The sequence below is a fragment of the Nitrospirota bacterium genome, assembly GCA_016219645.1.
Taxonomy (GTDB): domain Bacteria; phylum Nitrospirota; class Nitrospiria; order Nitrospirales; family Nitrospiraceae; genus Palsa-1315.
Genome location: JACRLR010000015.1, coordinates 1 through 25,199, shown reverse-complemented (window position 1 = coordinate 25,199; position 25,199 = coordinate 1). Strand labels below are relative to the sequence as shown.

Here is a 25,199-nt window from a genome sequence, read left to right as displayed (position 1 = left end):
TTCAGCATCCTGCTAGGAACTTCCGCATCTCGTGACCAATCTTCGTACAGTCGGCGTCATCGGCGGAGGAATCTCAGGTCTCTCGACTGCCTTTGCCCTGTGCGAACAAGCAGCCGCCGCCGGTATCCCGATCCGTTGCACAGTAGTCGACGCCGCTTCTGACTGGGGCGGCAAGATCGTCACCCACCGCGTTGGCGATCTCGTCACAGAGGCAGGACCAGACTCCTTTCTGTCGCAAAAACCAGCCGGCCTTGAACTCTGCGACAAACTGGGGCTGACCGATCAGCTCATCAACACGAACGAAACCGGGAAGCGAGCTTCCGTTTTCTCGCGTGGCCGCCTCCATGAACTTCCAGAGGGACTCGTTGTCATTACACCCAATCAGCTAGGTCCCTTTCTCCGAAGCGGCCTCTTGAGTTGGGCAGGGCTCGCACGGATGGGGCTGGACTTGGCCGTGCCTGCGAAGCGGTCACCGGAGGATGAATCACTGGCGGCTTTCTTCCGGCGGCGTGTCGGCCGGCAGGCATTCGAAAGAATGTTGGAGCCTTTGATGGCCGGCATCTATGCGGGAGACGCAGAGCAAATGAGCCTGCAGGCAACGTTCCCGAGGTTCATGGAGTTGGAGCAGCAGTACGGAAGTGTGATTCGCGGAATGATGAAGGCCCGGGGAGCAGGCCCCTCCGCCGGAGAGTCCGGCCGGAAACGCACCATGTTCGTCAGCCTCAAGAACGGCTTATCGGACCTTGTCGTCAGCCTGGTACGCCGATTGACGGATCAAGGAGTTACACTCAGGGCAAGCTGTGCCGTCGACGCTCTGCGTGTGCGATCCCACCAACCCGGTCGCTGGATGTACGACGTCATCCTCCGCGACGGTTCTGTCCTGTCCGTCGATAGTCTCGTGCTGGCCACCCCTGCCTATGTGTCGGCTGAATTGGTTCGTCCGCTCACGCCGATTGCCGGCGGTTTGCTGGAGATGATTCCCTATTCCTCCACAGCAACGATCGCGATGGCCTATCCAAGGACGGCGGTATCCGGGACAGCGGAGGGATTCGGGTTTGTCGTGCCTCGGGCTGAGGGGCGCGACCTCATTGCCGCGACCTGGACCTCGCTCAAGTGGCCACACCGCGCTCCACCCGATCTACTGCTGGTACGTTGTTACGTCGGCGGAGTCGGGCGGGAAGCTATTTTAACGTTGGATGATCAGGCCTTAGTGGCGCGGGTCAGGGCAGAATTGGCTTCGATGTGCGGTGTGACTGCGGAGCCGGGGTATGTGGAAGTCAATCGCTGGATGAGGGCGATGCCGCAATATACAATGGGTCATCTGGATCGGCTGGCTCAGATTGAGGCGGCACTCAGCCGCTATGGGGGACTGATCCTCACCGGCGCCGGCTATCGGGGGGTCGGGATTCCGGACTGCATCCGTGACGGGGCAGTCGCAGCTGAACGTGTCGTGCGCTACCTGTTAGGGGAACGGTCGTAATTTGAAACGCAACGACTCAGCTAGATAGGCTGAAGGCTTTTAGGCCGAAGACTGAAGGTTGGATTTCCGAGCACTTCAGCCTGAACCCCTTCAGCCTAAATACCTGAGCAGTTAACTCGAAACAAGGAATTGCCATGGATAATCGGATAACAATTCTCGATGTGGCTGGGCCCTATCGAGAACCGCGCGAGCAGGTGTTTTCCTACGACTATTCGATCCAACGGGCATCCTGGCCGACCCCTCAGGGCGTACGCGTGAAGGTGGACATTCCGGGGGAGTTAGATGTGATGCGTGACAAAATTCTAGGATCCGTCTCAGGGACACCGGGCCAGCAGCTCATGATTTCGAAATTCCTGTCGAAGCATATCGCGGACGAAAAATTCCGCATCGCCGAAGCTGACGGCATGTTGGCGGAGCGGCGCGATATCGTCATAGCCCCTTTCACGGAGCCTCTGGCTCATTTGTTCCCGCGTCTTGATGCCTGGGCGGTCGAACAGAGGGAGATATTGCGGGCAGAAATCAAAACGTTGGTGGGGCTGTAGTCAGGCTGTCTGGTTCATTTGGTTTATTTCGTTTGTTTAGTTGAACGAGTCTAACCAGACAAACCAAACAAACCGGATGAACCAGATAAACCCATTCGCGCGGTTCTCCGACGGCAGAATGCTCAAAAAGGCCGTCAGCAAGGCCGCAGCCGATGAAAGCACCGGAGGCGTAGCCTCTGGGCTACGTTGAGGATGCTTTCGAGGTGAGAACGCCGCTGGCAGACTTTTTCAGCAGCCTGTTTAAAAGATTTTTCGATAATTCTTCGAGTGCACCCCCGACTCGTCGGCAAAACCGAGCGAGGCACTGTCAGGGTTGCCTGTATCGTTGAGATCGATGCGGTAATGCCCACGGATGGCTTCCATGGCTGTTTCGAATGGAACGGCCTGAGGATAGAGGTTGCCCGGCGCATGCGCGCCGCGCGTGAGGATGCGAATCACGTCGGCCTGCGCGAACTTGAGATCAGACACAACGTAGATGTCAGCGACAGCATGGTCCCCCAATTTGTGGCCGGGCGTTGTGGCCGGCAGGAGCTCGGATAACGTGCCGGAGAGCCGGTCCTGTTTAAACCGTTTCAAGAGTCCCACAACTTGGCTGTCGGTCGCTTCCGGGGGAACAGTAAGACTGATCGCGTTCATGTCCAAAATAGTCGCATGGACTTTGAACAGTACTGGCGCTGCTTCGGGATCTTCGATAACCGGTCCAGCTGGTCCCTCCGTTCCGGCAACTTGCTTGTTCTTCGAACTCGGCACGATGAGGAACACAAAAAGCCAAAGGCCGAACAGCACGCCGAAGACCACGATGAGGGGGTGGATTCCGGCACGCTTGCCTTCCTCGTAGGGATTCGGCTTATCACTCATGACGACCTTCTTCCGCCCCCATGGCGGGATTCTGCGCCTTCGCCTGGTCCCACAGTCGATCCATTTCTGCAAACGAAAGGTCTCCAACCGAACGGCCCGACTCGGTCGCCCGGGCTTCGATGAATTGAAATCGTTCGACGAATCGGTTGGCGGCTTGACGCAAGGCGTCTTCAGGATTCACTTTGATGAAGCGGGAGAGGTTCACGAGTGAAAACAGCACGTCCCCGAATTCCGCGACAATTTGCGCTTGTCGAGCGGTTGCGGCATCGGGCTCCGCCTGGTTCGGCTCGGGGGCTCTGATCGCGACGCGGAGTTCCCGGATTTCCTCCTCTATTTTACCGAGAACCTGATCAAAGCCCTTCGCATCGTGAGTCCAATCGAAACCGACCCGTGCAGCGCGGGCCTGAAGTTGATAGGCCCTCAGAAGGGCCGGCAATGTCTGCGGCACACCGTCGAGCACCGAGGCTGGTCGGCCGGAAGCCTCGCGCTCCGTCCGTTTGATATCTTCCCACCGCATGACGACCTGATCGGCATTCATCGGAACCTGGTCAGCCGCCCCATTCTTGAACACGTGGGGGTGCCGTCGAATCAGTTTGTCGGCCAGCTGCTCCAGTACATCATCGATCGTAAAACTACCGGCCTCTGAAGCGATCTGACTATGAAAGAGCACTTGCAACAGCACATCGCCCAGTTCCTCCGCGAGTTTGCCACGGTCCTGTCGATCCAGGATTTCCAGCACCTCATAGGTTTCTTCCAGAAGATAGGGCTTCAGCGATTCATGCGTTTGCTTGCGATCCCAAGGACATCCATCCGGCGCTCGCAACGCAGCCATCAATTCGACAACGGTCTGAAATCGCTCCGACATTGTTACCCTTTCGATCCCGCAGTTGGCGCCCATTATACCCGGTTCTCGGCAGGCTTCAACCGGCTAGTAGGCTGAGGAAACCCTATTGTGGCACAGTGAAACTCAATTACCCACGCGTACAGCACAACAGAAGGACCATGCGCAGGATGCTCAAAAAGTTCGTCCAGCAAGGCCGCAGCGCACTATCACTCTATTAAGGGGTGGCTGGGATGATCCCACCTGCGCGCGCTACCCCAATCCCCAATTCATTTTCAAGGGTGGCCTGGTCGATCCTCGAGTGCGCGCGTCGAACGAGCACATTCTTATCGTGCGCGTTCCGCGAGCAGGAGGACGGCCAGGCTACCCCACCCATTTTTCAGCATCCTGTTGTGTAGCTTGCGCCTCTCCAGGGCCTGTGATACTGTACGGTCGCTGCATCTGGAGCGGGGGAAACGCCTGTGGCCGCAGAACAGGAAGAAGGATTTGTCGTTCGGGATCGGCGGGGCGGGAGTAGCTCAGACCGTTCTTCCACCACTTCGCCTGCCGCATCGGGGATCCAGCCCCACCAGCAGACTGCACCCTCTGATCCACACCAGGACTCGGGAATTCCCGTCACCTTTTCCTCTTTCGTCATCTCTCTGGGCAGCTCCTCGCTGATGTTGATGGGGGAACAGCTGGACCCCCAACAGCCTCCGATGCCGGTGAATCTACCGCAGGCGAAAGAAATTATCGACTTGCTCTCGGTCTTGGAAGAGAAGACCACAGGCAATCTCACGACGGACGAACAAACGGTGCTGCGGGATATGCTCTACGCCCTTCGGATGAAGTACGTGAGTTTGGCTGCCAAGTAGTCGTACCCCTGCCGCCTGTCGACCCCGGACGTGTCTGCCGGCCACCATGGTCCACGCGCCGTGGTGAGACGCTTTCCAGATTCCATGATCTTGAGCAGGCAGTCTTCCATGTGCCGAGGCGCCGATAATCGGGGATGCCGGATGTGAATGACATCAGGAAGAACAGAGGTTCCATGACCGGAGTCTCACCGACTTTTGTTGGGGCCGGCCGGTCTTCATGGCCATCCGAGCCTGTGACCGAACCGGAACGCCAGAAGATGCATCTTCGGCCGGTCTGGATCGTCCTCATTCTGCTGCTGCCTTGCCTGGCACTGACTTTTTACTATTCTCAGGTCGTCGGCCCCGGTGGCGAGGAAGCGGATTCCCTTCTGCCGACAACCAGCTACGCGTTCGTGCTCCTCCTGCTCAACCTCGATCTGATCGGATTTGTGGTCCTGATGCTGCTGCTCTCCCGCAACCTCATCAAGGCCTACTTCGAGCGGCGGCATCGCCTATTCGGGTCGGGATTTCGCACGAAATTGGTGGCAGCCTTTATCGGATTTTCACTGATTCCAACCGTCCTTTTAGCACTAGTTGCGAGTGGGCTGGTGAATAAGGCCGTGGATGTGTGGTTCAGCGATCAAATTGAACAGGTCATGCGGGACTCCTATGACGTCGCACGAATGCAACATGCCGGCCATATTACCCTGGCTGTGAATAGCGCCAAGGCCATCAGCCGTGAAATTTATCGGGAAGACATGTTGCTGACAGAACAACGCGATCTGCTGGTCGCAGCGATGGCGCGCAAGCGGGCTGAATTCGGTGTGGCCGGGATTGAAGTCTTCTCGGCAAAAATGGAAGCCCTCACGAAGGCCCTGGACCTTGACAACGTGCCTTCATCGGCGCTCGATCTACCGATCGGCCAACTGGTACTCCAGGTCATCAACGGGAAACAGGAAGTGAATGCGGTTCAGGAGGCTCCCACCGGACGTTTGGTGCGGGCTGCCGCTCCAATCGCGGCGAGCGGGCGGAGCGGCGAGATCGGTGGCGTGGTGGTGGTGGAAGCCTTCGTCCCTGAATCTCTGCTGGCAAAAATGGAAGGGATCGGCCGCCAATACGACGAATACAAGCAGACCAAGGCCATGAAAAATCCGATCAAGGCCGGCGCCTATCTCTTCGTCGCCGTCATCACGGTGCTGATTCTATTCGGGGCGACCTGGTTTGGATTTTATGTCGCGCGAAGTATTACGGTGCCGATTCAACAGTTGGCTGAAGCGACCGAGGCGATTGCCCAAGGGGATCTGTCCGTACGGATCGACGCTAAGGCGACCGATGAAGTCGGTACCCTCATTGATTCATTCAACCGGATGACGTCGGATCTGCAGGCGAGTAAGTCTGAGATCGAAGAGGCCAATATTTCGTTGCGCCACAGCAATCTGGAACTGGATCGCCGCCGTGCCTATATCGAGACGGTGGTTGAAACGATCGCCGCGGGCTTGCTCTCCATCGATAAGAACGGGCTCATCACGAACTTCAATCCGTCCGGCGAACGGATTCTCGGGCTTGCAGCGGATCAATTTCGCAACAGACCGGCCAATGAGGTGTTCAAAGAGTTCCGACTCCACCCGTTTCAGACGGTCTACGACCGGATGTTGGCCGATCAGCGCGATACACTGACTCTCGAGGGCCAAATGGAGATCGACGGCAGATTCCTGACCATCGGACTTCATGGGTCGCGTATGAAGGACGAGGCTAATAAGGACCTCGGGATCGTGCTGGTGTTTGAAGATCTCACGGAGTTGATCAAGGCGCAGAAAGTGGCGGCATGGCAGGAGGTGGCGCGGCGGGTGGCCCACGAAATTAAGAACCCGTTGACGCCTATCCAGTTGTCCGCACAACGTTTGCGGAAAAAGTTTTTCGAGAAGTCGCCGGATTTCGAGGCGATCTTCGACGAATCCACGAACGTCATCGTCAACGAAGTGACGAGCCTCAAACATATGGTCGACGAGTTCTCGAAGTTTGCACGGCTGCCGACTCCTCAAATGGCGCATCAGTCGCTCCACGATGTGATCAACGAAGTCGCAACACTCTATCGAGGGGCCCACAAGGATGTGGAACTCATCGTGCAACTCGACGAAGACCTCCCGACTCTCAATTTCGATCGAGAGCAGCTCAAGCGGGTCCTGGTCAATTTGCTGGACAATGCGATTCAGGCGATGCACCAGAAGGGGCGGGTGTGGCTTGCGACGAAGTACGATACAAAGCGCCGGCGCGCCGTGGTGAGCGTGGCGGATGAAGGCACGGGGATTGCGCCGGAGGACCGCGAAAAACTCTTTGTGCCATATTTTACGAGGAAGAAGACGGGAACCGGGCTAGGCTTGGCGATTGTGCGGCGCATCATTACCGATCACGAAGGCCAGATTCAGGCCGGCCCAAATCACCCGAAAGGGGCTGTATTCACGTTTGAACTGCCGGTCTAAACACGTCAAGCAAAGGTAAGGCGTAAGGCGTGAGGGGTAAGGCGATGAATACAACTGTTTTACTTGGACACCTTACGCCTGACGTCTAACGCCTAACGGAGTCTTATGTCTGCATCGATCTTAATCGTGGATGACGAAGAACCGATCCTTACATCATTGAGCAGCATTCTCCGGGACGAAGGTTACGACGTCACGGTGGCCAAGAACGGCGTGGACGCGTTGCGCGCCTACACCATGGATCCACCGGATCTGATGCTCCTCGACATCTGGATGCCCGAGATGGACGGGATGGAAACCTTGCGTCGGGTCCGTGAACTGGCGCCGACGGCGCAAGTGATGATGATGTCGGGACACGGGTCAATCGAAACGGCGGTCAAGGCGATCAAGCTGGGGGCCTATGACTACATCGAAAAGCCCCTGTCGCTCGAAAATGTCACGTTGCGTGTCAAACATGCCTTGGATCAATATCGATTGGAGCAGGAGAATCGGACGCTCCGGACCACAGTCCAACGGAAGTTCGAGTTGGTGGGACAGTCCCCCGCGATGCAGCAGTTGCGGCAGTTGATCCAGACGGCCGGGCCGACCAATAGCCGCGTGTTGATCGGGGGGGAAAACGGCACGGGCAAAGAGTTGGTCGCGCGCGCGATCCACATGCAGAGCGCCAGAGCCAATCGGCCGTTTGTCGCCGTGAACTGTGCCGCCATTCCGGAAACCTTGATCGAGAGCGAGCTATTCGGACATGAAAAAGGGTCGTTCAGCGGAGCGACCTCGATGAAACGCGGACAATTCGAGCAGGCGGACAGTGGCACTCTCTTCCTGGACGAAATCGCCGACATGAGCCTGAATACCCAAGCGAAGGTATTGCGGGCTTTACAGGAGCAGCAATTCACCCGCGTCGGTGGAACCAAGCTCCTCAAGGTAGACGTGCGGGTGTTAGCCGCTTCCAATAAGAATTTGCTGAAGGAAATCGAAAAAGGCACGTTTCGCGACGACCTCTTCTACCGGCTCAACGTGGTGCCGATCATCGTACCCCCGCTCAGAGAGCGCCGGGAAGACATTCCCCTGCTGATTCGCCATTTCATGAAGGTCCATGCGGAGGAGCAAGGATTGCGGATGAAAGAGGTTTCGCCGGAAGCGATGGCGGTGTATCAACAGTACGACTGGCCTGGGAATATCCGAGAACTTCGGAATCTGATTGAGCGATTGATGATCATGGTCCCGGAATCGGTCATCGGTCCTGCACAAGCAGGCATCCCGTTGCAAGCACGCTCAGTTGAGTCGGCCTCCCAGTCTATAGGAGGCGCGATCGATCCCGTCTTCTCTCAATCCTATGACTCTCTGAGGGACGCCCGCAATGCATTCGAGAAGGACTATATCGGTAGAAAGTTGCGAGAGCACCATTGGAACATTTCTCGCACGGCTGAAGATTTGAAAATCGAACGGAGTCATCTCCATCGGAAAATCAAGTTGCTTGACGTGGAGATGCGCCCGGAAGCGTAGAGGGTGGAGGGAGTAGGCAGACTGTTCTTCTTGCTCGCAGAACCCCCACGATAAAACGGTGGTCGCTCGATGCGCGCAGGGAAGAACAATCTGCCTACTCCCTCTGGGAAAGTCTGAGAATCTGAAGAGCCTTCGCTGAGCCCGTGTGCTTGAGGATCGACCAGGCTGCCCCGTATAGATGTAGAGATAAAGAAGAACGAGTTCGCTGCCCTGATTCGGGATTGAGTGCTTGCGCGTTGACCTCTGCAACAGCCCTCCGCTAAGATGCGCCCGCGTATGACAACCTATCGAGATGCCGGAGTCGATATCGATGCAGGCGACGAATTCGTCGATCGCATCAAGCCCCTCGTGCGCTCAACCTTTCGCCCTGAGGTCCTGACAGATCTTGGTGGATTCGGTGGGCTCTTCCGTCTCCAGGCAAAGAAGTATGAGGACCCCGTTCTGGTCTCCGGCACTGATGGAGTCGGCACAAAGCTCAAAATTGCCTTCCTGATGGATCGGCACGACACGGTCGGCATTGACCTTGTGGCGATGTGCGTCAACGACATTGCCGTCAGCGGGGCAGAGCCGCTATTCTTTCTCGATTATTTCGCGACAGGGAAACTCGCAGTCCCTAAAGCACAACAAGTCATTTCCGGGATCGCCGAAGGTTGTCGCCAGGCCGGCTGCTCTTTAATCGGCGGGGAAACCGCCGAAATGCCTTCCTTCTATGTGGAGGGCGAGTATGATCTGGCAGGGTTCGCTGTCGGAGTGGTGGACCGACCGAAGATCATCGATGGCCGTCAGATCGTACCAGGTGATGCCCTGATTGGCTTGGCCTCGACCGGTCTTCATAGCAACGGGTACTCGCTGGCACGCCGTGTCTTATTCGATCAGGCCAAACTCAGCGTGACCAGCTTCCTGCCTGAATTCGACCGGCCCCTGGGGGACATCCTGCTGACTCCAACCAGAATCTATGCCAAACAAATCCTCACATTGATCCAAGAATTCTCTATCAAAGGTATGGCCCATATCACCGGCGGCGGCATTACCGAGAATCTTCCGCGAGTGTTTCCCCCTGGTCTGCGGGCGCAGGTACGACGAAGTGCCTGGTCCGTCCCCCCTATTTTCCAGGCAATCGCGCGGCTCGGGCAGGTGGAGCGTGAGGAAATGTACCGCGTCTTCAACATGGGGCTCGGATTGATTCTCGTTGTCCCTGCGTCGGCCGCCCAGGCCGTCATTTCCCGCGCCACGGATTTGGGTGATCCGGCTTGCCGGATCGGAACCATCGTGTCTTCAAACGGCGACGTTCCATTGGTGGAGTATGTCGATTAAGCGGACGGGTGCGCTTCGTGTCGCCGTGTTGGCATCCGGGCGCGGATCGAATCTTCAGGCAGTCATCGACGCAATCGAAGCCGGGACCGTTCAGGCCAAGATTGTCGCAGTCATTAGCAACAAGAAAGACGCACCGGCATTAGAAAGAGCCCATCGGCATGGCTTGTCCGCTCTCTTCATCGACCCCAAACCCTACGCCGGCAGACCAGATAGTCGTGAAGCCTACGATCGTGAGCTACTCGATGTACTCAAACAGCACGATGTCGAGTTGGTGTTGCTGGCCGGGTACATGAAGATCGTCACCGTGGTCCTCGTGGAGGCCTTTACGAATCGCATGATGAACATCCATCCATCCCTCTTACCCTCGTTTCCTGGATTGGACGTGCAAAAGAAGGCGATCGAGTGGGGCTGTAAGCTTGCAGGATGTACAGTGCACTTTGTGACGGAGGGGGTCGATGAAGGGCCGATCATTCTCCAAGCGGCAGTCCCAATTCTCGATGACGATTCTCCCGACAGACTGGCCGGTCGGATTCTCGAGCAAGAACACACAATCTACCCGCGCGCGGTCCAGCTCTTTGCCGAAGGACGGTTGCGGGTTGAAGGGCGGCGTGTGTTCATCGAGGGTGGAAAGCTGAACGGCGAGGCGGTAATCAGCCCATCATAGCGACCTGTCGATACGCGTGAAGGCTCCACGCCGTGCGCGGGATAGACCATTCCTCGCAAGAACCACTCTGTATACATCCTCAGGAACGAGAGAGGAAGGGGCATGTACTGTTGCACGCCGAGAGGGATGAACAAAAAGGAGTCACTCGCAGGTTTGATAGCTCGAGCCTCGACACGTTTGAGCCAACGCTTGTGCTTGAGAAATCTGTGACGGAGTCAACTGTTTTGCTACCTCGTCAAGCAGCGCACCTGCCTTCGCTTCTCCATTCAACAATGCGAGGCTCTCCCACATATACGCTTTGACGGCGTCCTGTGATATGCCGCGTCCTTTCGCATACATCCAGCCCAAACTCCGTTGCCCCGCAGCATGTCCCTGCTCGGCGGCTTTACGGTACCACGCAACCGCTTCGGTGTCGCTTTGCGGGACGCCTTTGCCGCGCTGATACATGTAGCCCAAATAGGCTTGCCCCGCTGCTTGTCCCTGCTCAGCGGCTTTATGGTACCACGCAACCGCTTCGGCGTCGCTTTGCGGGACGCCCTGTCCGTTCGCATACATCTGACCCAGATTGACCTGCCCCATTGCGTTGCCCTGTTCGGCGGCTTTACGGTACCACGCAACCGCTTCGGCGTCGCTTTGTGGTACGCCTTTGCCGCGCTGATACATGTAGCCCAAATAGGCTTGCCCCCCAGCATGGCCCTGTTCGGCGGCTTTACGGTACCACGCAACCGCTTCGGCGTCGCTTTGCGGGACGCCTTTGCCGTGCTGATACAGGTAGCCCAAATAGGCTTGTTCCACAGCATGGCCCTTCTCGGCGGCTTTACGGTACCAGCTAAGAGTTTCCGCATTGCTCTGCGGCATACCCTGCCCGTTCACATAGGTGATGCCTGAATTGGTTTGCCCAAGAGCATGATTTTGCGCGGCGACTTGACCGTATCCAATTGTAAGTAGGACTGACAAGATCAGATAGAACATCTAGACATATTCCGAGTGATCGACAATTGTCGCCCTATGCTGACATCTTCATAGTTGATTTTATGCGGAAAATGAACTTTGCCAAGATTTGGATCAGATACCAGTCTAGTGAATCTGGACGATCTTTCAAGGAATGGAGCATTCTCGGCAGGAATCACTGTGCAAGCTCCCCCGAATCTGTGACAGGTTCATAGGAGAACCTTCTGGCACAGTTTCCATCATAACGATGTGACAGTCGAACTTCCCGTAGAGACTCATGAAATGGTTGTGTATAATGCGTTGGGCAGTGAGTCGTTCCTCTTATCAGTTGCATGTCGGTCGAGTGGGGGGCTAGCTCAGTTGGGAGAGCACTACGTTCGCAACGTAGGGGTCGGGGGTTCAACTCCCCTGCCCTCCACCACTGGCGTTAACCACGGTTCCCTCCCCTAACAGGCCCACATAGGAACCCGTGGCCGTCACGGCATACCCCCGCCCTCGGTGGTCGTCAAACAGGGTACACACCACCCGCCCTTGAATGAGGCGTTGGAGTGCCAGGCGGGTCTGTGGGGTGTTGGCGTTGAGCACGCCCTTGAGGTTGGCCACATACCCCCGTAGACGCTGCTCGATCCGCTTCCCATCCAGGGAGGCCATGCGCATCAAATTATCCAGGTCCTCCAGTTGCACGGCCAGGGATTTCTTGGCCGCTTCTTCCTTCACCATTTCCGCATAGGCCGAATCCGTCAAACGCCCCGTGGCCGCCAATTCCACAAAGTGGCGCAGGCGGGCTTCCACCAAGGACAGTTGTCGTTCCAAGGCCAGCCGTTGTGTGGGGAACTTGGTCTGCCCGTTGCGAATGTCCAGCAGGGCCCGCTTCACGGCTTCGGCAATCATTTGATCGTCCAGCACCGAGGCCAACCCGTGCAGCAAGGCCGAATTGAGAATGCCTTGGTCAATGCGTAAATCGTTCGCACACACCGTGGGCCCCCGCTTGTGATGGTGGATGCACATGTACACATCCCTGCCGTGTTTGGACCCCCGCCGTTGGGCCACGATGGACCCCCCACACGTGCCACATTGGGCGATGCCACTCAACAGATAGGGGGACGGGAAGGTGGCCCCGTTGGGACTGCGCAGCAGGCGGTGCCCATCGGGGGTCCTGGTATACAGGGCCCCCACACGGGCAATCTTGGCTTGCACCCGCTCCCACAAGTGTTCCGGAACAATGCGCAGGTCCGGCGCGTCCAGGGTGATCCACTCCGCTTTGGGACGCTTGCGGGAAGTTTGGGTGCCGTTGCGGTGAATGGCCTGGCTTTGATTCCACACGATCTGCCCCCGATAGAGAGGACGCCGCAGCATTTCCCGAATACAGCTGGGACACCACCCCTTGCCTTTGCCCATGGGGGGCGGGACCCCTTGCATGTTGAGGTCTTTGGCAATGGTGGTGAGGCCACACTCACTGGCCAAGTAGCGTTCAAAAATCCGCACCACCACGGGGGCCTCCTCACGATTCACCACACGAATCACATGGAGCCGTTGCCCGTCTGTGCCTTTGACTTCCTGGTTGTCATACCCATAGATGCCCCCGCCCACCACATGGCCAGCCAGGGCTTTCCGCATCATGGCATCGTGGGTGCGCTGGCTGGCCTTTTCCCGTTCCATCTCCGCCCCGAAGTTGGTCAACGAGACCATCATCTTATCCATGGCCGTATGCAGGGTGCGCTCCTGGTCGGTCAAATAGTAGAACACCCGCACCCCAGCATCCGTGATCTGTTGCAGGGCATAGGCGGTTTGAATTTGTTCCCGTCCAAGGCGGGATTCTTCCGACATGATGAGGACCTGAAAGTCCGGCCTGGGCTTGAGCGCATTCATCAACCGCAGGAACCCTGGGCGCTTCACAAACTCCGCCCCGCTCACGCCATCGTCCACATAGATGTGGTTATCGGCCACCGTCCACCCCTTCTTGGCGGCGTACACTGTGGCATGTGCAATTTGGCGGGTAACACTTTTGTCTTCCTCGTTCACACCGGTTTGGTCCGTGCTTTTCCTGGCATAAATGGCGGCGCGCATGGTGGGGCCTCCTTGTCTGTACACGTTGATCCGCAATTCCTGCTAGGAAATTATACCGTCCTATATGATGACAAATCTATTCATATTCAGAAGCTGTCCCAGCCGCCCCACACCCTGGGGTGTGGGCACCCAGGGGCGTCACAGGTTGGGGAAGGCCCTCAACCACGTTACCGCCACAGCCACAGCAGCCACCAGACCACCGCCACCAGCATGACTGTGAGCCCAACGATCCACCGAAAGAAATGGTCGTGTGTCATAACAGCCCTCCCCTGCCACTGGCTCCACCCCTGAACAAATCCCCTGATCCAATAATTAATGGCGCACCGACGATGGTGCGACCGACTGACTGACCCCAATCAATCGGTGCTGGGGAATCGGTGCGCCCAAGGTCCCCGTCCCTCGTGTGTGGGGCAATGGCGCAGGCCAGTACCGGTGCGAGCACCCGCGCCAAATTGTTTTTTCGGCACTGCCCCCGTTGCGCCGTGGAGATTGCCCGCACCCACCTATATCCGTAATAGCTGCCCATCCGCTCCCGTCACCTGTCCTGCCCACCAGGGTTTCGGCATTTTCCTGGCAGCAAGCACCTGATTCCGCATCCGGCGATAACACTGCTGGCACAAGGTGTGATCCCTCGGACGTTCCGCCCCGTGCCTGGGCAACCGGTCCTGGAACTTGAGATGCACCGGCCGTCCACATTCACACATCCGTTTCACAGCAGTTCCACCTTGCCCAAGGCCGCCAAGGACTCCGCATCGTGTCGTTGCAACGTGATGGTCGCGCCAAGTTCAACGAGCTTGCCCTGGACGCAGAAGCCTTTGAGCACACGGACCAACGTGGGCCGCAAGAGTCGCGCATCGTTCGGCGACGGTGGACGACTCAGTTCCGCCCGTCGATTGCGCTCGCGTTCCTCCAATTGCCCTCGTGCCCACGCACGTTCCGCCTGTTGTTCAATTTCTTGTACGGTACGCATTGCGATCACTCCTTATGTAATGGAGACGGACTTTGTAAAACTTGCGGGGTAGTGGACGAGCACATCCATCGCCACGCTGACTTGAAACTCCACACGTCCGCTTTGGAAATCGGCATAGGGATTCACGAGCACTTCCACTCCCTGCCCAAACAAGAGAATATCGACGTTGCGGAAATCCCCGACAAGCAGCGAGGCGGACGGCACTTTGGAGGAGACATAGGCCGCGTGTCCCAGCAACTCACGCCCTGGCCACAGGGAACCGGCCCCCGCCGTGATTTCCCGTGCCCTGAGCAATTGCCGCACGCCTGGATGCACGAACCACGCGAGGTGCGCATCGTCGGCATCGGCGGTGACGCAATTGGCTTCCGCTGTGGCGAGGCCTGTGAGATTCAGGGAGGTGCCACTGACGGACTGGACGCCCGCGATGGAGAACATGCCTTGCGGCTGCCCCGCGACACCCGACCCGTTCAACGCGCCAAGATCGAGCGCGTCGTTGCCGAGTTGCGTGAGTAACTGCGAGACAGCCACTTCCGCGTTCGATTGCAACAGGAGTTGCCGTGACACACGATAGTTAATGCCGCCCCGATGAATCGCCGCAGCGGCTTGATTCAGGACGGTCGTGGTATCGTTGGGCACCTGCGTTGTCTCAGTCGGCTGCCAGATAAACGGGGGCTTGGTGGTGACGTGGGGGTGGACCTGATTTTCCGACAAACCCGAAATGAGATTCGCCCCTGCTGCCACGACATTCGCGCCGACCAAGGGCAACGTCAAATCCTTCGTGGTCGTGCCGGTGACGTAGCCACCCGCTGATCCGACACTCGTATTGAGATCGCGCAAATGGGAAAACGGAATGACGATCCGCTGTGGATTGCCGTCCATGGTGCCCCAGGCGTCGTACTCTTCCGGTGCACCGTGCCGGTACCGGCCTTCTGCCGCTGCGAGCAGGGCGCGCACGGTGGAGAGCGTGGTGCGCCGAGGGGCTGTCTGGAGACTGTTGAGCAGGTTGCGGGCACGGTCGATGGACTGTTGTTCAATTAAATTCATGATGCTAGGTCCTCCTTGAAGTGATGAACGATCCTGACTCGATGGATTGTAAAACAATTGCGCCAAACGGCTTCAATTCAGGAGGGAGGGTGTCTGCGGTCAACGGGGCTTTGTGAATGTTGCGATAGCATCGCTCAAAAATTACCAGCACGACCATCGCCGCTTGCCCCTCGGTCAGTCCGGCCTTTCCAGCGAGCGCATCCCGCTTCAACGCATCGAGCAAGGCGGTGCTGACAATGGAGAGCGTATCGCGCTTGTCGTGATCGGCCAATGTGGGGACCGCTCGTGTCGCCCGCCAGGTTTTGAGTTGTTCGAGATCCACCGTGGTGCCATGGCCTCGGCCGACTTCCCCTAACGAAATGGTGGGCGCACCGTTGCGAATCCATTTTCGCAACGTGGCGGGATGGAGGTTCAATAGTTTAGCCGCTTGGGGCAGGGTCATACGTTCCATCCCACCAGCGAGCGCACCAGCAACGACAAGGTCATACGGTGCCGTCACCCCACGGGGGCTGGGTGCACAGGCCCTCCAGCACACGTTCAATTTCCTGGGTCAGGATTGCATGGCATCGGTGCGCATCGGATTCCGCTGTTAACATGGCGCTCAACCGGTCAGGCAGTGCCAACATGCCATCCCGCACTTGCCGGCCAGTTGCAAACAGGTACTTGTCCACCTTCACCCGTTCCACACACTGCCCCTTCAAGATGGCTAACTTGAATTCCCGTTCTTCATTCCTGATGTGCTGTAACCGCACGCGGCCAGCCAGCAACTCTGGACCAGGTTTGGGGGTGATATTGGCCTTGCGCCAGGCTTGCACCTCCCGAAGGTTAAACCGCCGCCTGTTGTGGACCACCGTATACGGGAGGCCCTTGGTGATCCATTTCTGCAACCCGCTGGGTGAAATCTTTATGGCCGCCAGTAACTCGTTTTCTGTCATGAGTGCGTTTCCTCCTTCTATGAAATTTCATCCTGCTGCTAGCGAATATGTGCGTGCCTGCCTACCCGCTTGTTTCACAGGCAGGGAGGACCCGTTGTATTCCTAATATCTTGGCCTCACTCACCGAGCCATTGCCCCACGTGCACATGTGCCCCCGTGGCTTCCATGGGTGGCTGTGCGCCCACCGCCGCTGCCTTGTGTGGCCGATGCCCCAGTCGGTACGGCCACAGGGCACAGGTGGTGACGGTACAGCGTCGAACCTCCACGGCCGAGCCACAGCAACAGTCCAAACATTTTGCCCGAATGGCTTTTAAGGGTCGCAACACTGGCATGGCATACCTCCTTGGCTACGTTTACGAGTGACGGCGCACTATGATTTCCAGTGGCACACCCACCCCAATTGTTCACCCCAAAACGCCTCCCACACCCACCCGTGCCCGTTTTGGTGGGGACTCCCACCAACCGCATCACCCCCTTGCGTGTGCCGACCATGGGGCTAGCCCACTGAATTTGCGCGTAACTCCCCAAATCCATATCCTCACTCAGACCCCCCTTGAATGCGGCGCGTCACGTGATTATGATTCGCCTTTTCGTCGGCACTGGTGCCACGGTGGCCGTCCAGCGTTCCTGGTTCAACCAGGTCATGGGCAATGGAATCCACTGCCCGTTCTCCGTGGTCCACTGTTCACTTTTCACATGGGCCTCCAGGGCGGCCAGCATTATTGAAAACTGTTCCGCCGTGGGCTTGTGGTTTTGGAACCACTTTTCCACCTCACCCTTGGCCACTTTTCGCATATTGGCCGGCCACATTTTCCAGAATGTTTCTGCCCTATCGGCGTGGTCATCCTGCGTCGTCGCAGTTGTGGACGCGGGTACAGTCTTTTCTTCTCTTTGGTTTGGTTGGTTAGGTCTGGTTAGGTTAGGTATGGTTAGGTGGGCAGACTGAAGGCAGACTTTAGTCGGACTGAAGTCGGACTTTAGTCGGACTGAATGTAACTTGTAAATTGCTTTAAGTTTCCCAGGGTTAGCAGTCTTGTATTTATTCTTTAGATACCGACCGGCATAATTAAGCCAGTCGTGCACCACTTTGCCATCAAGTAATTTTTGGCTTTGTAACACTGCCACAAAGGCGCTGGGGTCCCCTGTATAGGCCGCGGCATGGGCAATCATTTCATCGGGCCAATTGGTTAAATCCCCATCCTCTTGTTGCTCCAAAACGGTATGCCAGAAGACAGTAAGATGCCCCACGAAATACACCGGAGTGATGTTGAGTGCATGCGCACCCTGGACCACTTTTCGGTGTCGTACTAGGACCGTGTGACTTTCAATCCAGGGCATTTCTGTGTCCTCATTTGCCTTGTGAAAAATCGCATGCCGTCCAATCCACTATTCATGGTTCCCCACATCACTGCGCCAATCCACGTGTTCGTGCCCACAGTCTGGGCACCGATGGGTCACGCAAGGGTCTGGTTGCCGCTTCCCTTTCTTCTGTGTCCAATTCACAGTCTCACCACGGAGTTCACCGGCCACGTTGCCCCAAAAGAGATAGAGTTGTGCCTGACTGTCATTAAGGACATTGACCTCCTTCGCAAAACTGTAGGCCTGGCGGATACGGCGCTTCACATCCTTGTTTAGGATTGTGCCTGTATAGAATTCCCGCCAGGCCTTCACCTGGGACACGGTGGTCTCCGGTGTGATTTGACCAAATGCCATGAGCATGGTCAGTACTTCATGAGGCAGGAGGGACAGTTCGTACAAGGCGCGGTAGCTGGGGGGCAAATCGTTACACAGGTTACGATTTGCGAGGATGGCATGCGCCGCCACCGCCATGAGCATTTTGGCCGCCGTGACTGAGAAGGGAACGGGCCGGTCAATGGCCTGCGGATGGCCCTTGAACATTTTTTCCCACTGTCCGTGCTTGACGGATTTTCTTGCCGCCAGCAATACCAGACCAATGGCCATGATCCGCTCCACCGCCTCACCGGATGCCGCCATGATCATGTCCGCCCACTCCTGTAGGGTGGGCTCCACTACGGGCAAGCCCGCATCGGCCAGGACCACCGGCAGGTTTGGGGTTACAGGAATGCATATCAACTCTGCGTTCATTGCACTTCTCCTTTCGGGTCCTCATGCCGCTCGTCATCGTTCTTCACCTCCCGCCGGTATTCATTCACCAACATTTCTGCCAACAAGTTGGTCAAATATTCGCGATCTGCGGCAGTGAGTGGGACGGCCTTCATTGCCCCACCTCATGTTGCCGATCCGCAGGGGCCAGGTTCCTGGGATCGGGGTCCAGCCACGGCACCATGATTTTGGCGCGCCGCTTGCGGGGCAGGGCCAGTTGTTGGGCGTACCACAGGGCTAGGCGTCGGGCATGTTCCGCTTGAACAAACTTGGTCCAGTCCTTGGCCTTCTCCTGCTTGGCGGCCGTGTACAACCCTTCTGCACAATGCAAGTACACAGACCTGGCGGAGTAGTTTTCAAAGACTATGAAGTGGAAGTTGCCGATGGAAATGGTTACCCCAGGGGGGTCATACAGGGACTTAGCGGCCAGGCGGGTCCACTCACGGCTTGGGTAGGCTGGTGCGGGGGCTTGCTGTGGGCGGCGGCGTACCATACCGCCCTTACTACAAAAAACCCAGCAAACATGATACTGAGTTCAGTAACTTCGTGTCACTTTTTTGACTTTTTTACTTGATCGGTCCAGGTGGCGGTTGCGGGGAGGTAGAACTGTTCTCCGTCCAGTTCGGCGGCAAAGATCACCGGCCGTGTGTAAGCCAGAGCTGGGTCCAGTTTCCACTGACGCCGGCGGGTGAGCAGGTTGGGGGGGACGTTGGACTCAGGAATGGTCACCATCACATGGCGGGTCACCCGACGGATCAGGTTGGCGTTATACGGGTGACCCACACCTTCCCGCTTTTCATCACGCTTTTTGTAGTGACTCCCACCCAACTCCTTTTGTACTTCCTGAATAAACCATTTGTAGGTGATGGCATTGAAGGCCTTGGGCGACAAGTTGCCCAACACATTCATCACCGCATCCCGAACGAGGACAGGGTCAAGGCGTGGGCCTGTCTTTTTGCGGCGGGGGTGTGCTTTCCGCCATACTGGCATCACCACGCGCCGGATGGCCTGCATACAGGCGGCAGGGTCCTCGGCCTCATCAATAATCTTGCGCAGCCATGGTGGGATGGGCTTTGGCGGGATCTTCTTCATGATGCGTCCCCTCATTGACGCCCTCAGGATTGTAGGGCCGCAAACCGATGAGGAGTCGGTTGTTCGGGAGCTACCCTAGCGGCCCACGGCGTCACTATGCAGTCCCACCAACCCAAATGTAAACGAGCTTGCGCCGACCTCGCCTCACCAGCCAGATTGACAAGAACTTTTTTTTCGCCTAGCATCCCTTGCCAAATCTTAGGCACACCGCACTGGAAGGGGCGATTATGAACTCTCATTTCAAATCCATATTCTTTATCATGTCCATTATCCTTGGACAGTCACTTGCAGTATGGACAATGCCCTCGGAAGCCGCTTTGGTTACCTTTTATTTCAATGGGACTATCGCCGAGGTTCCTAGCCAGATTAAAGCGCTCAATGGTACGGGTGTGAACGGATTTCACGAAGCTCTTCCGTTTTCTGGTCGTTACACAGTTGACACTTCGACTCCTGGCAATTCTGGCCGTTTCGGGGTAGGCGGCGCGATAAATATCAGCCCCATTACGCAGGGCTCCATCACGATTGGCGACTATACGGTGCCGTTCACAGCCCCCCCGTCGGAAACAAATATCGACCTTGTGAATTTCTTTCTGAATGACGAATACCACGCGCAGGTTCTGTTAACGCCTCGCGTCTTTAACCCCAATTATTATCCCGTCAACACGTTCGTGCCATCGCTCTTTAACCTGGACATCACCGACCCTAGTGGTACGATGTTAGACAACCAGACGACACTCCCGGAGACCCCTCCCAGCATCAACGGCCTCAATCAAACCGCCACATGGCGACTGCAGTTCTTCAACAACCAGGGCCAGCCAGTTATGAGGGGCCTTATCACATCTCTTACTACTGTTGCTCCGGTACCCTTGCCCGCGTCCGCCCTTTTGTTTGGGATTGGCATAATCACCCTTCTAGGAATTGGAATTGGTATGCGGTCGTCGAGCCTTCAGGCGTGAACCTTCTGGGGCAATGGTGGCTATGGTATTGGCGACAGCGTCGTCTGGACAAGGTTTTCATTATTGGAGTTCTGGCCACTGTCGTGCCTGTCGTGTTTAATGGTTGGTACTCGATCTACGAGACGTTTTTTGTTGATAAGAGCGTCCAGCTTAGATTTGATCCTCAAGTCACCATTCGAGAGTTCCCGCCCAATGGCCCGCAGTATGACATTCGGTTCGTGGTCAGGAATGCCGGAAAGAACACCGTGAACGGTTTCAATTACACATTCATATTTCCTGAGGATACCCCTAAGCGGTTTGGTCTCGGAGACCGCAACCTGTGGGAAAAGCGAACCCCAGACTGGGTGAGAATTAACGGGAAAGATGTTTATAAGGTGGGAGGAACCCAGAACAGCCCACTGTTCAAGGAACGCAGCGTGCACCTCGGCAATATGTCGTTGAAAGTTCCGCTGGAGAATTTTACTGTGGAATGGCAATTATTCTGGGACGGAGGTAGCTTCCCTGAAGACATAAATAAGTTTGGGACAATGACGATGGAGAATGGGAAGCTAAAGGTGGAGCCCCACTAGCACGCCACGCCCTTACGCCACCTTTGCTAACACATTGATATCAAAGCGCAGGGCGTCGGTCAACCCCACCAGTTGACCCTGCCCTCCACCAAAAATTGTTTAATGCCTAGGCATTAAACATCTTCTCTTTCGCTTCTGACTAGGTTTCGGCAAAGCACCTCCACCCAAGTTGCGGTCACCGGTTCATTCGCATGAATGGCAACATGGCTAAGCTCCAAGCTAACATCAGTAGCAATCTGGTAGCGAGACCAGAGAACTGCTGCCCCTCTCAAGCGATTTAGAGCCGCAGCGAACTAACAAACCGCAGGTCAACACGATGAATCGTGGCATTTGCAGCACCAGCGTTAGAAACAGGATTCGAATATGCAATTCACGGATTGAGATTCTTGATAAAAAAGCTATCTAGCGGCTACAGATGAACAGCGGTTCAGGAAACGGTTTTCGTCATCCTACCCTAGCCTACTCAGACTCATTCAGGCCAAGTCTGGCCAAGAGTTAGGGAAAAGCGAGGGTTTGCGAGAGATCCGAACTTTGGCTGCAATAGAATGGAATGAGCTGGAGTGAGGTGGCGTTGAGCACAACATGAGCACTCCGATACTTGCTTCAACGACTGGCTGCCTGCACTGTACCCTTTTCGAACTCTGCAATTACACATTCCAAGACTGCCCAACACACTGTCTTGGAATGCCCGGGTACCCGCAAGGTCGAGACGCCCCGCGGGTACCGAGAGAGCAGGAGCGCCAGCGATTGCTGAGCGTTACACGTTTTTATGACGCACTGTGGTCGGAATCGTTGCCCTCCCTGTCGTCATCGCGACCCTCATGATCACTGCATGAACTTGGTCGCGGATCACCTCATAGAACTACCTCCATTGAATAACGTACAAGGTCACCCCCCCGCGTGGAATGCCCACGCATCCAATGCCTGCCCAGCGAACTCCGAGCCGTTTCCCAGGATCAAGTCCTCCGCAATGACCGTTTGGCAACGATCCGATCGAGAATGGGACACGCGCTTAATCGTCCTCTCCCTCGATTTCGATTTCGCTCCAGACGACCGAAACACCATCCCAGTCGCCCTGCGCCTTGACCAACGTTTCCACCTTTACCGCAGTGAAAAAGGCCGTTCGACCGATCGCGGCTTCGTTAGGACCTTTGAAGTTACTGTCCGAAATCGACGACGTATTAATGAGAACTCCAAGCACCGTGACGTTGGGATTGCCAACTGATTGCACCGCTCCCTCTAAGATGACTCGGGTGTCCGCGGAGAGTCTCTCAACTTCCGCCGCAATAACCGTGTTGGTCCCGGTCGGACGGCCTCGGACCCTGACGTGTTCTCCAGCACCAAGCTGACCGAGGTTGGAAATTCCCCCTTTGAACTCGGTCTGTGCATTGACAAACACCGTGATGCCGGGAAGACCGGACACGGTCAGATTGGGCGTCGCGCCTCCCGGCGTCACAGTGGCGGCATCGCCTTCGACCTCCACGTTGTCTCTGAACGACACCTCCTTGGCCGTCAGTACACCGTTGGTCAAGGATCCCTCCACTTCAACCTCAACGCCCAGTGCCAAATCGCCAGCGACACCACCTTCAAAAGACGTGCTTGCATTCGTGACCACCGGCACACCATTGACCATAAAGCTGGCAGACGAAGTGAACAAGGTAATTGCGCCTTCGACCTCGACCTCGTCGGCATTCGCTACGTTGATCCCCTCCGGCTCAACCTTGGTGGCGACCAGGGGTTGAGAGGCTTGTGTGCAAGGACTGCCTTTCACTTCCACCAGCACATCATTCCAGGCGTTACCGGCCGGATTCGGCATGTCGCTAAAGTCGGTCGTGCCGCTGTAGTTCACCGTCAAACCTCCGATGGTAAAGGTCTGCGCGCCGCTGTTGTGATTTTCGACGATGCCTTTCACCTCACAGGTAGGCGGCAGGCTTTTCTTCTCGATCAGCGTGGCAGTGATCAGCCCTTTGCCTGTCACGAAACCATTCACCTCCACGAGGTCTCCGAGGAGAAGTCCACTGATATTCGGGGGGGTCGTGCCGTTGTCGATCAACACCGTCTGGCCTAAGACCACAATCCGGTCGTTCGTCGCCGGAATGGATTGAATCGCCCCTTCCACGACATCTTCCTGAGTGATGGTCGCTGCTGACCTTGTGCCAGTGGAGGACAAGGAGCCATTGACCGTCACGACCATGCCCACCTTGAGATCGGTCTGCGATCCCGACTGTCCATCGACCATGAACGAGCTGTTCTGAGTGTCATATTCCTTCCCGTTCAGTATGACGCTGCCAAATCCCGTGATGGTACCCGAACTCACCGAAGACGAGGCCGTTACGCCGGTCCCCCCTCCACCTCCGCCGGAGCATGACAAGGCGGTCAGCACACAGAAACCGGCACCGAGTGTGGCAAACAAGGTTGTGTGTCTCATGGTTTAGTCCTTTGGTTGTCCGGCCTGAAAGTCTTCTTCGAAATAATAAATGCCGAGACCGACACGTTTGCGCCCCGTTCCGTTCACGGCTGGATTGACATCCCGGTCCCGTCGTGCGAGCCAGCGATCGATGCCTTCCAGGAAGGCTTGGGCTCGATCAGCGGACAGGCGTTGAAATTCCTGAACCGCTTCCACCGGTACGTTGTCATACATGACTTTGCGCTGGAATCGTGGAACGGTCTGGGCCTTGAGATTGTGGGCGATCGTCGCGATGAGATCTGCGGTATCCGTCCCCAGGATGTGGAGCTTCTCCGTTTCACTCTTTTCCGGCACATAGAAACGAGCGTGCAGGCGAATGCACCCATCTCGTGTCTTCCTGACCGCTCCAGCCCGGAGGAGCTCATCCAACATCGCCCTGACCGGCATATCTCCACTGTAGCATCGTACCAATGCTCCGAACGACGCGGGCTTGCCCTCGACCGGCAGGGCAAGCGGCTCACCAGCTGCGTCATGGAAATCCTTGTCGCGAATCCACCCGGCCATGACACGAGCCGCACGGTTGTACCGGTCTGTGGCCTCCTGATCCTCCACGTCAGCCGTCGTCATGATGCGCCGCACCTCCTTACGCGTGAGGCCCGTCAATATCGAAACCCGCGAGGTCGTCTGTTTTCTGCCCGGCAGAACAAATTCCTCGGCAGCCACGCGCACATAAACCCGGCGCGCGACCGCTGCCAGCACATCGAAGGGGATACCGTGCCGCAGAAGAATGCGTACGAGAGGGCGCAGCAAGACGGTGAGCGCCGCGACGATCGGTTGTGTGTGATGGCGAGTCATTTTATGGGATTAATATCCCAAATATATCTTCCGTTGTCAATCCCCCTTCCTGGGTTCGTGCCTCACGTGAATCGTGGCGTCGAGTGCTCTTCGAAAAAGAAACCGTGGTTGGGACGTGGGATACGCCGTGGAGAATGGTTCCCCTAGTGGACCCTAACCGCGCATTGCATTCAGTGTGGCTAAACTATAACAGAACTATCACGTCCCATCGGTTTTGACGGATGCATCCCGTTCTTTTGACTCTGCGGTAAGTGATTGAGATCGAAGCGATAAGATGAGATCGTGCCCTCTAGTCTCCAGGACATCAGGGGTTTCAAATCTCGTGGCGTCAACATCAGAGTTTGCTACCACGGTGCTACCAGGACAGGACAAATCACCCCCATCTCCACCCATTTCTGGAGCATCTCGGTTTGTGGTTTCTTGTGGGGTTAGGATGTCTGAGGTTGGACTAGCTGAAATTCGTAAACCGCAGGTCAGACTCTTAAGCTACTAAAGCAACCCCTTGAATAGTCACGCCAAGCGCGTCGGTTAACGACGGTAGAAACGCCTGCCCTCCACCAAAATTCTCGTAAAAACCTAAGGAAGGTCTGATTTATTCTCCGTTCATGATGTGCTAAGGGTAGCGCAGCACTGAACGGGAGGCGCGCCCATGCAGCAATCGACATTTGCCGAGGTTACGTTTGAACAGTATCGCAAGCCCACTCGCCGGGAACGGTT

The 25,199-nt window shown here is 56.6% G+C and carries 26 protein-coding genes and 1 tRNA gene; 10 read left to right on the top strand and 17 right to left on the bottom strand.

The features are described 5' to 3' along the window. Positions 1-31: 31 nt before the first annotated feature. On the top strand, positions 32-1,480 hold the full coding sequence (gene hemG / locus HZB34_03695) for a protoporphyrinogen oxidase (protein ID MBI5315052.1): 1,449 nt from the start codon (positions 32-34) through the stop codon (positions 1,478-1,480). A gap of 134 nt (positions 1,481-1,614) precedes the next feature. Beyond that, positions 1,615-2,022 (top strand): hypothetical protein, encoded by a 408-nt coding sequence (locus HZB34_03690; GenBank protein MBI5315051.1) that lies wholly within the window; start codon positions 1,615-1,617, stop codon positions 2,020-2,022. Positions 2,023-2,262: 240 nt separating this feature from the next. On the opposite strand, the gene HZB34_03685 is transcribed toward HZB34_03690, so the two are convergent. Further along, on the bottom strand, positions 2,263-2,880 hold the full coding sequence (locus HZB34_03685) for a hypothetical protein (protein MBI5315050.1): 618 nt from the start codon (positions 2,878-2,880) through the stop codon (positions 2,263-2,265). Beyond that, positions 2,873-3,745 (bottom strand): nucleoside triphosphate pyrophosphohydrolase, encoded by an 873-nt coding sequence (mazG, locus tag HZB34_03680; protein MBI5315049.1) that lies wholly within the window; start codon positions 3,743-3,745, stop codon positions 2,873-2,875. The genes HZB34_03685 and mazG overlap by 8 nt, the downstream gene beginning before the upstream one ends. A gap of 437 nt (positions 3,746-4,182) precedes the next feature. On the opposite strand from mazG, the gene HZB34_03675 reads away from it, so the two are divergent. From HZB34_03675 to HZB34_03655, 5 genes are all read left to right on the top strand, one after another. Beyond that, positions 4,183-4,575 carry a DUF1844 domain-containing protein gene (locus HZB34_03675; GenBank protein ID MBI5315048.1) on the top strand — a complete coding sequence of 131 codons (393 nt, stop codon included), beginning with the start codon at positions 4,183-4,185 and terminating at the stop codon, positions 4,573-4,575. A 173-nt stretch (positions 4,576-4,748) separates the two neighbouring features. Beyond that, positions 4,749-7,034 (top strand): HAMP domain-containing protein, encoded by a 2,286-nt coding sequence (locus HZB34_03670; protein MBI5315047.1) that lies wholly within the window; start codon positions 4,749-4,751, stop codon positions 7,032-7,034. A 105-nt stretch (positions 7,035-7,139) separates the two neighbouring features. Further along, a complete protein-coding gene (locus HZB34_03665; GenBank protein ID MBI5315046.1) occupies positions 7,140-8,534 on the top strand; it encodes a sigma-54-dependent Fis family transcriptional regulator in 1,395 nt (464 codons plus the stop codon). A gap of 276 nt (positions 8,535-8,810) precedes the next feature. Beyond that, on the top strand, positions 8,811-9,848 hold the full coding sequence (locus HZB34_03660) for a phosphoribosylformylglycinamidine cyclo-ligase (GenBank protein MBI5315045.1): 1,038 nt from the start codon (positions 8,811-8,813) through the stop codon (positions 9,846-9,848). Next, positions 9,838-10,512, top strand: coding sequence for a phosphoribosylglycinamide formyltransferase (locus HZB34_03655; GenBank protein MBI5315044.1), 675 nt, complete (start codon positions 9,838-9,840; stop codon positions 10,510-10,512). The genes HZB34_03660 and HZB34_03655 overlap by 11 nt, the downstream gene beginning before the upstream one ends. 141 nt (positions 10,513-10,653) lie before the next feature. On the opposite strand, the gene HZB34_03650 is transcribed toward HZB34_03655, so the two are convergent. Next, on the bottom strand, positions 10,654-11,484 hold the full coding sequence (locus HZB34_03650; protein ID MBI5315043.1) for a sel1 repeat family protein: 831 nt from the start codon (positions 11,482-11,484) through the stop codon (positions 10,654-10,656). Positions 11,485-11,808: 324 nt separating this feature from the next. Between HZB34_03650 and HZB34_03645 the strand changes: the two genes are divergently transcribed. Continuing rightward, positions 11,809-11,884: transfer RNA gene (locus HZB34_03645), tRNA-Ala, on the top strand. Here HZB34_03645 and HZB34_03640 read toward each other — a convergent pair. From HZB34_03640 to HZB34_03585, 12 genes are all read right to left on the bottom strand, one after another. Continuing rightward, complete coding sequence (locus HZB34_03640; GenBank protein ID MBI5315042.1) at positions 11,863-13,530, bottom strand: recombinase family protein; 1,668 nt, start codon at positions 13,528-13,530, stop codon at positions 11,863-11,865. The two genes, HZB34_03645 and HZB34_03640, sit on opposite strands and share 22 nt — an antisense overlap. Before the next feature lie 503 nt (positions 13,531-14,033). Beyond that, the gene (locus tag HZB34_03635; GenBank protein ID MBI5315041.1) at positions 14,034-14,243 is read right to left on the bottom strand and encodes a hypothetical protein; all 210 of its coding nucleotides are present in this window, start codon (positions 14,241-14,243) and stop codon (positions 14,034-14,036) included. Next, the gene (locus tag HZB34_03630; GenBank protein MBI5315040.1) at positions 14,240-14,500 is read right to left on the bottom strand and encodes a hypothetical protein; all 261 of its coding nucleotides are present in this window, start codon (positions 14,498-14,500) and stop codon (positions 14,240-14,242) included. The genes HZB34_03635 and HZB34_03630 overlap by 4 nt, the downstream gene beginning before the upstream one ends. Positions 14,501-14,512: 12 nt before the next feature. Further along, positions 14,513-15,544 carry a phage major capsid protein gene (locus tag HZB34_03625; protein MBI5315039.1) on the bottom strand — a complete coding sequence of 344 codons (1,032 nt, stop codon included), beginning with the start codon at positions 15,542-15,544 and terminating at the stop codon, positions 14,513-14,515. Between the two features lie 4 nt (positions 15,545-15,548). Further along, positions 15,549-15,986 carry a helix-turn-helix domain-containing protein gene (locus tag HZB34_03620; GenBank protein MBI5315038.1) on the bottom strand — a complete coding sequence of 146 codons (438 nt, stop codon included), beginning with the start codon at positions 15,984-15,986 and terminating at the stop codon, positions 15,549-15,551. 40 nt (positions 15,987-16,026) lie between these two features. Continuing rightward, positions 16,027-16,479: a hypothetical protein gene (locus HZB34_03615; protein ID MBI5315037.1), complete on the bottom strand. Its 453-nt coding sequence runs from the start codon at positions 16,477-16,479 to the stop codon at positions 16,027-16,029. Between the two features lie 116 nt (positions 16,480-16,595). After that, entirely contained in the window at positions 16,596-16,811 is a 216-nt protein-coding gene (locus tag HZB34_03610; GenBank protein ID MBI5315036.1) for a hypothetical protein, read from the bottom strand. A gap of 235 nt (positions 16,812-17,046) precedes the next feature. Further along, complete coding sequence (locus tag HZB34_03605; protein ID MBI5315035.1) at positions 17,047-17,817, bottom strand: hypothetical protein; 771 nt, start codon at positions 17,815-17,817, stop codon at positions 17,047-17,049. A 48-nt stretch (positions 17,818-17,865) separates the two neighbouring features. Further along, a complete protein-coding gene (locus tag HZB34_03600) occupies positions 17,866-18,585 on the bottom strand; it encodes a hypothetical protein (GenBank protein ID MBI5315034.1) in 720 nt (239 codons plus the stop codon). Beyond that, positions 18,582-18,719: a hypothetical protein gene (locus tag HZB34_03595; GenBank protein MBI5315033.1), complete on the bottom strand. Its 138-nt coding sequence runs from the start codon at positions 18,717-18,719 to the stop codon at positions 18,582-18,584. The genes HZB34_03600 and HZB34_03595 overlap by 4 nt, the downstream gene beginning before the upstream one ends. Then, a complete protein-coding gene (locus HZB34_03590; GenBank protein ID MBI5315032.1) occupies positions 18,716-19,096 on the bottom strand; it encodes a hypothetical protein in 381 nt (126 codons plus the stop codon). Before HZB34_03590 ends, HZB34_03595 begins: the two co-directional genes overlap by 4 nt. 56 nt (positions 19,097-19,152) lie before the next feature. Next, positions 19,153-19,695, bottom strand: a complete 543-nt coding sequence (locus tag HZB34_03585; GenBank protein ID MBI5315031.1) for a hypothetical protein — start codon at positions 19,693-19,695, stop codon at positions 19,153-19,155. Positions 19,696-19,922: 227 nt separating this feature from the next. Here HZB34_03585 and HZB34_03580 point away from each other — a divergent pair, with 227 nt between their 5' ends. Then, entirely contained in the window at positions 19,923-20,651 is a 729-nt protein-coding gene (locus tag HZB34_03580; protein ID MBI5315030.1) for a hypothetical protein, read from the top strand. A gap of 83 nt (positions 20,652-20,734) precedes the next feature. Beyond that, positions 20,735-21,220 (top strand): hypothetical protein, encoded by a 486-nt coding sequence (locus HZB34_03575; GenBank protein MBI5315029.1) that lies wholly within the window; start codon positions 20,735-20,737, stop codon positions 21,218-21,220. A gap of 1,012 nt (positions 21,221-22,232) precedes the next feature. Here the strand turns inward: HZB34_03575 and HZB34_03570 are convergent. After that, on the bottom strand, positions 22,233-23,648 hold the full coding sequence (locus HZB34_03570) for a hypothetical protein (GenBank protein MBI5315028.1): 1,416 nt from the start codon (positions 23,646-23,648) through the stop codon (positions 22,233-22,235). Positions 23,649-23,651: 3 nt separating this feature from the next. Beyond that, positions 23,652-24,482, bottom strand: coding sequence for a hypothetical protein (locus HZB34_03565; protein MBI5315027.1), 831 nt, complete (start codon positions 24,480-24,482; stop codon positions 23,652-23,654). Positions 24,483-25,199: the final 717 nt, after the last annotated feature.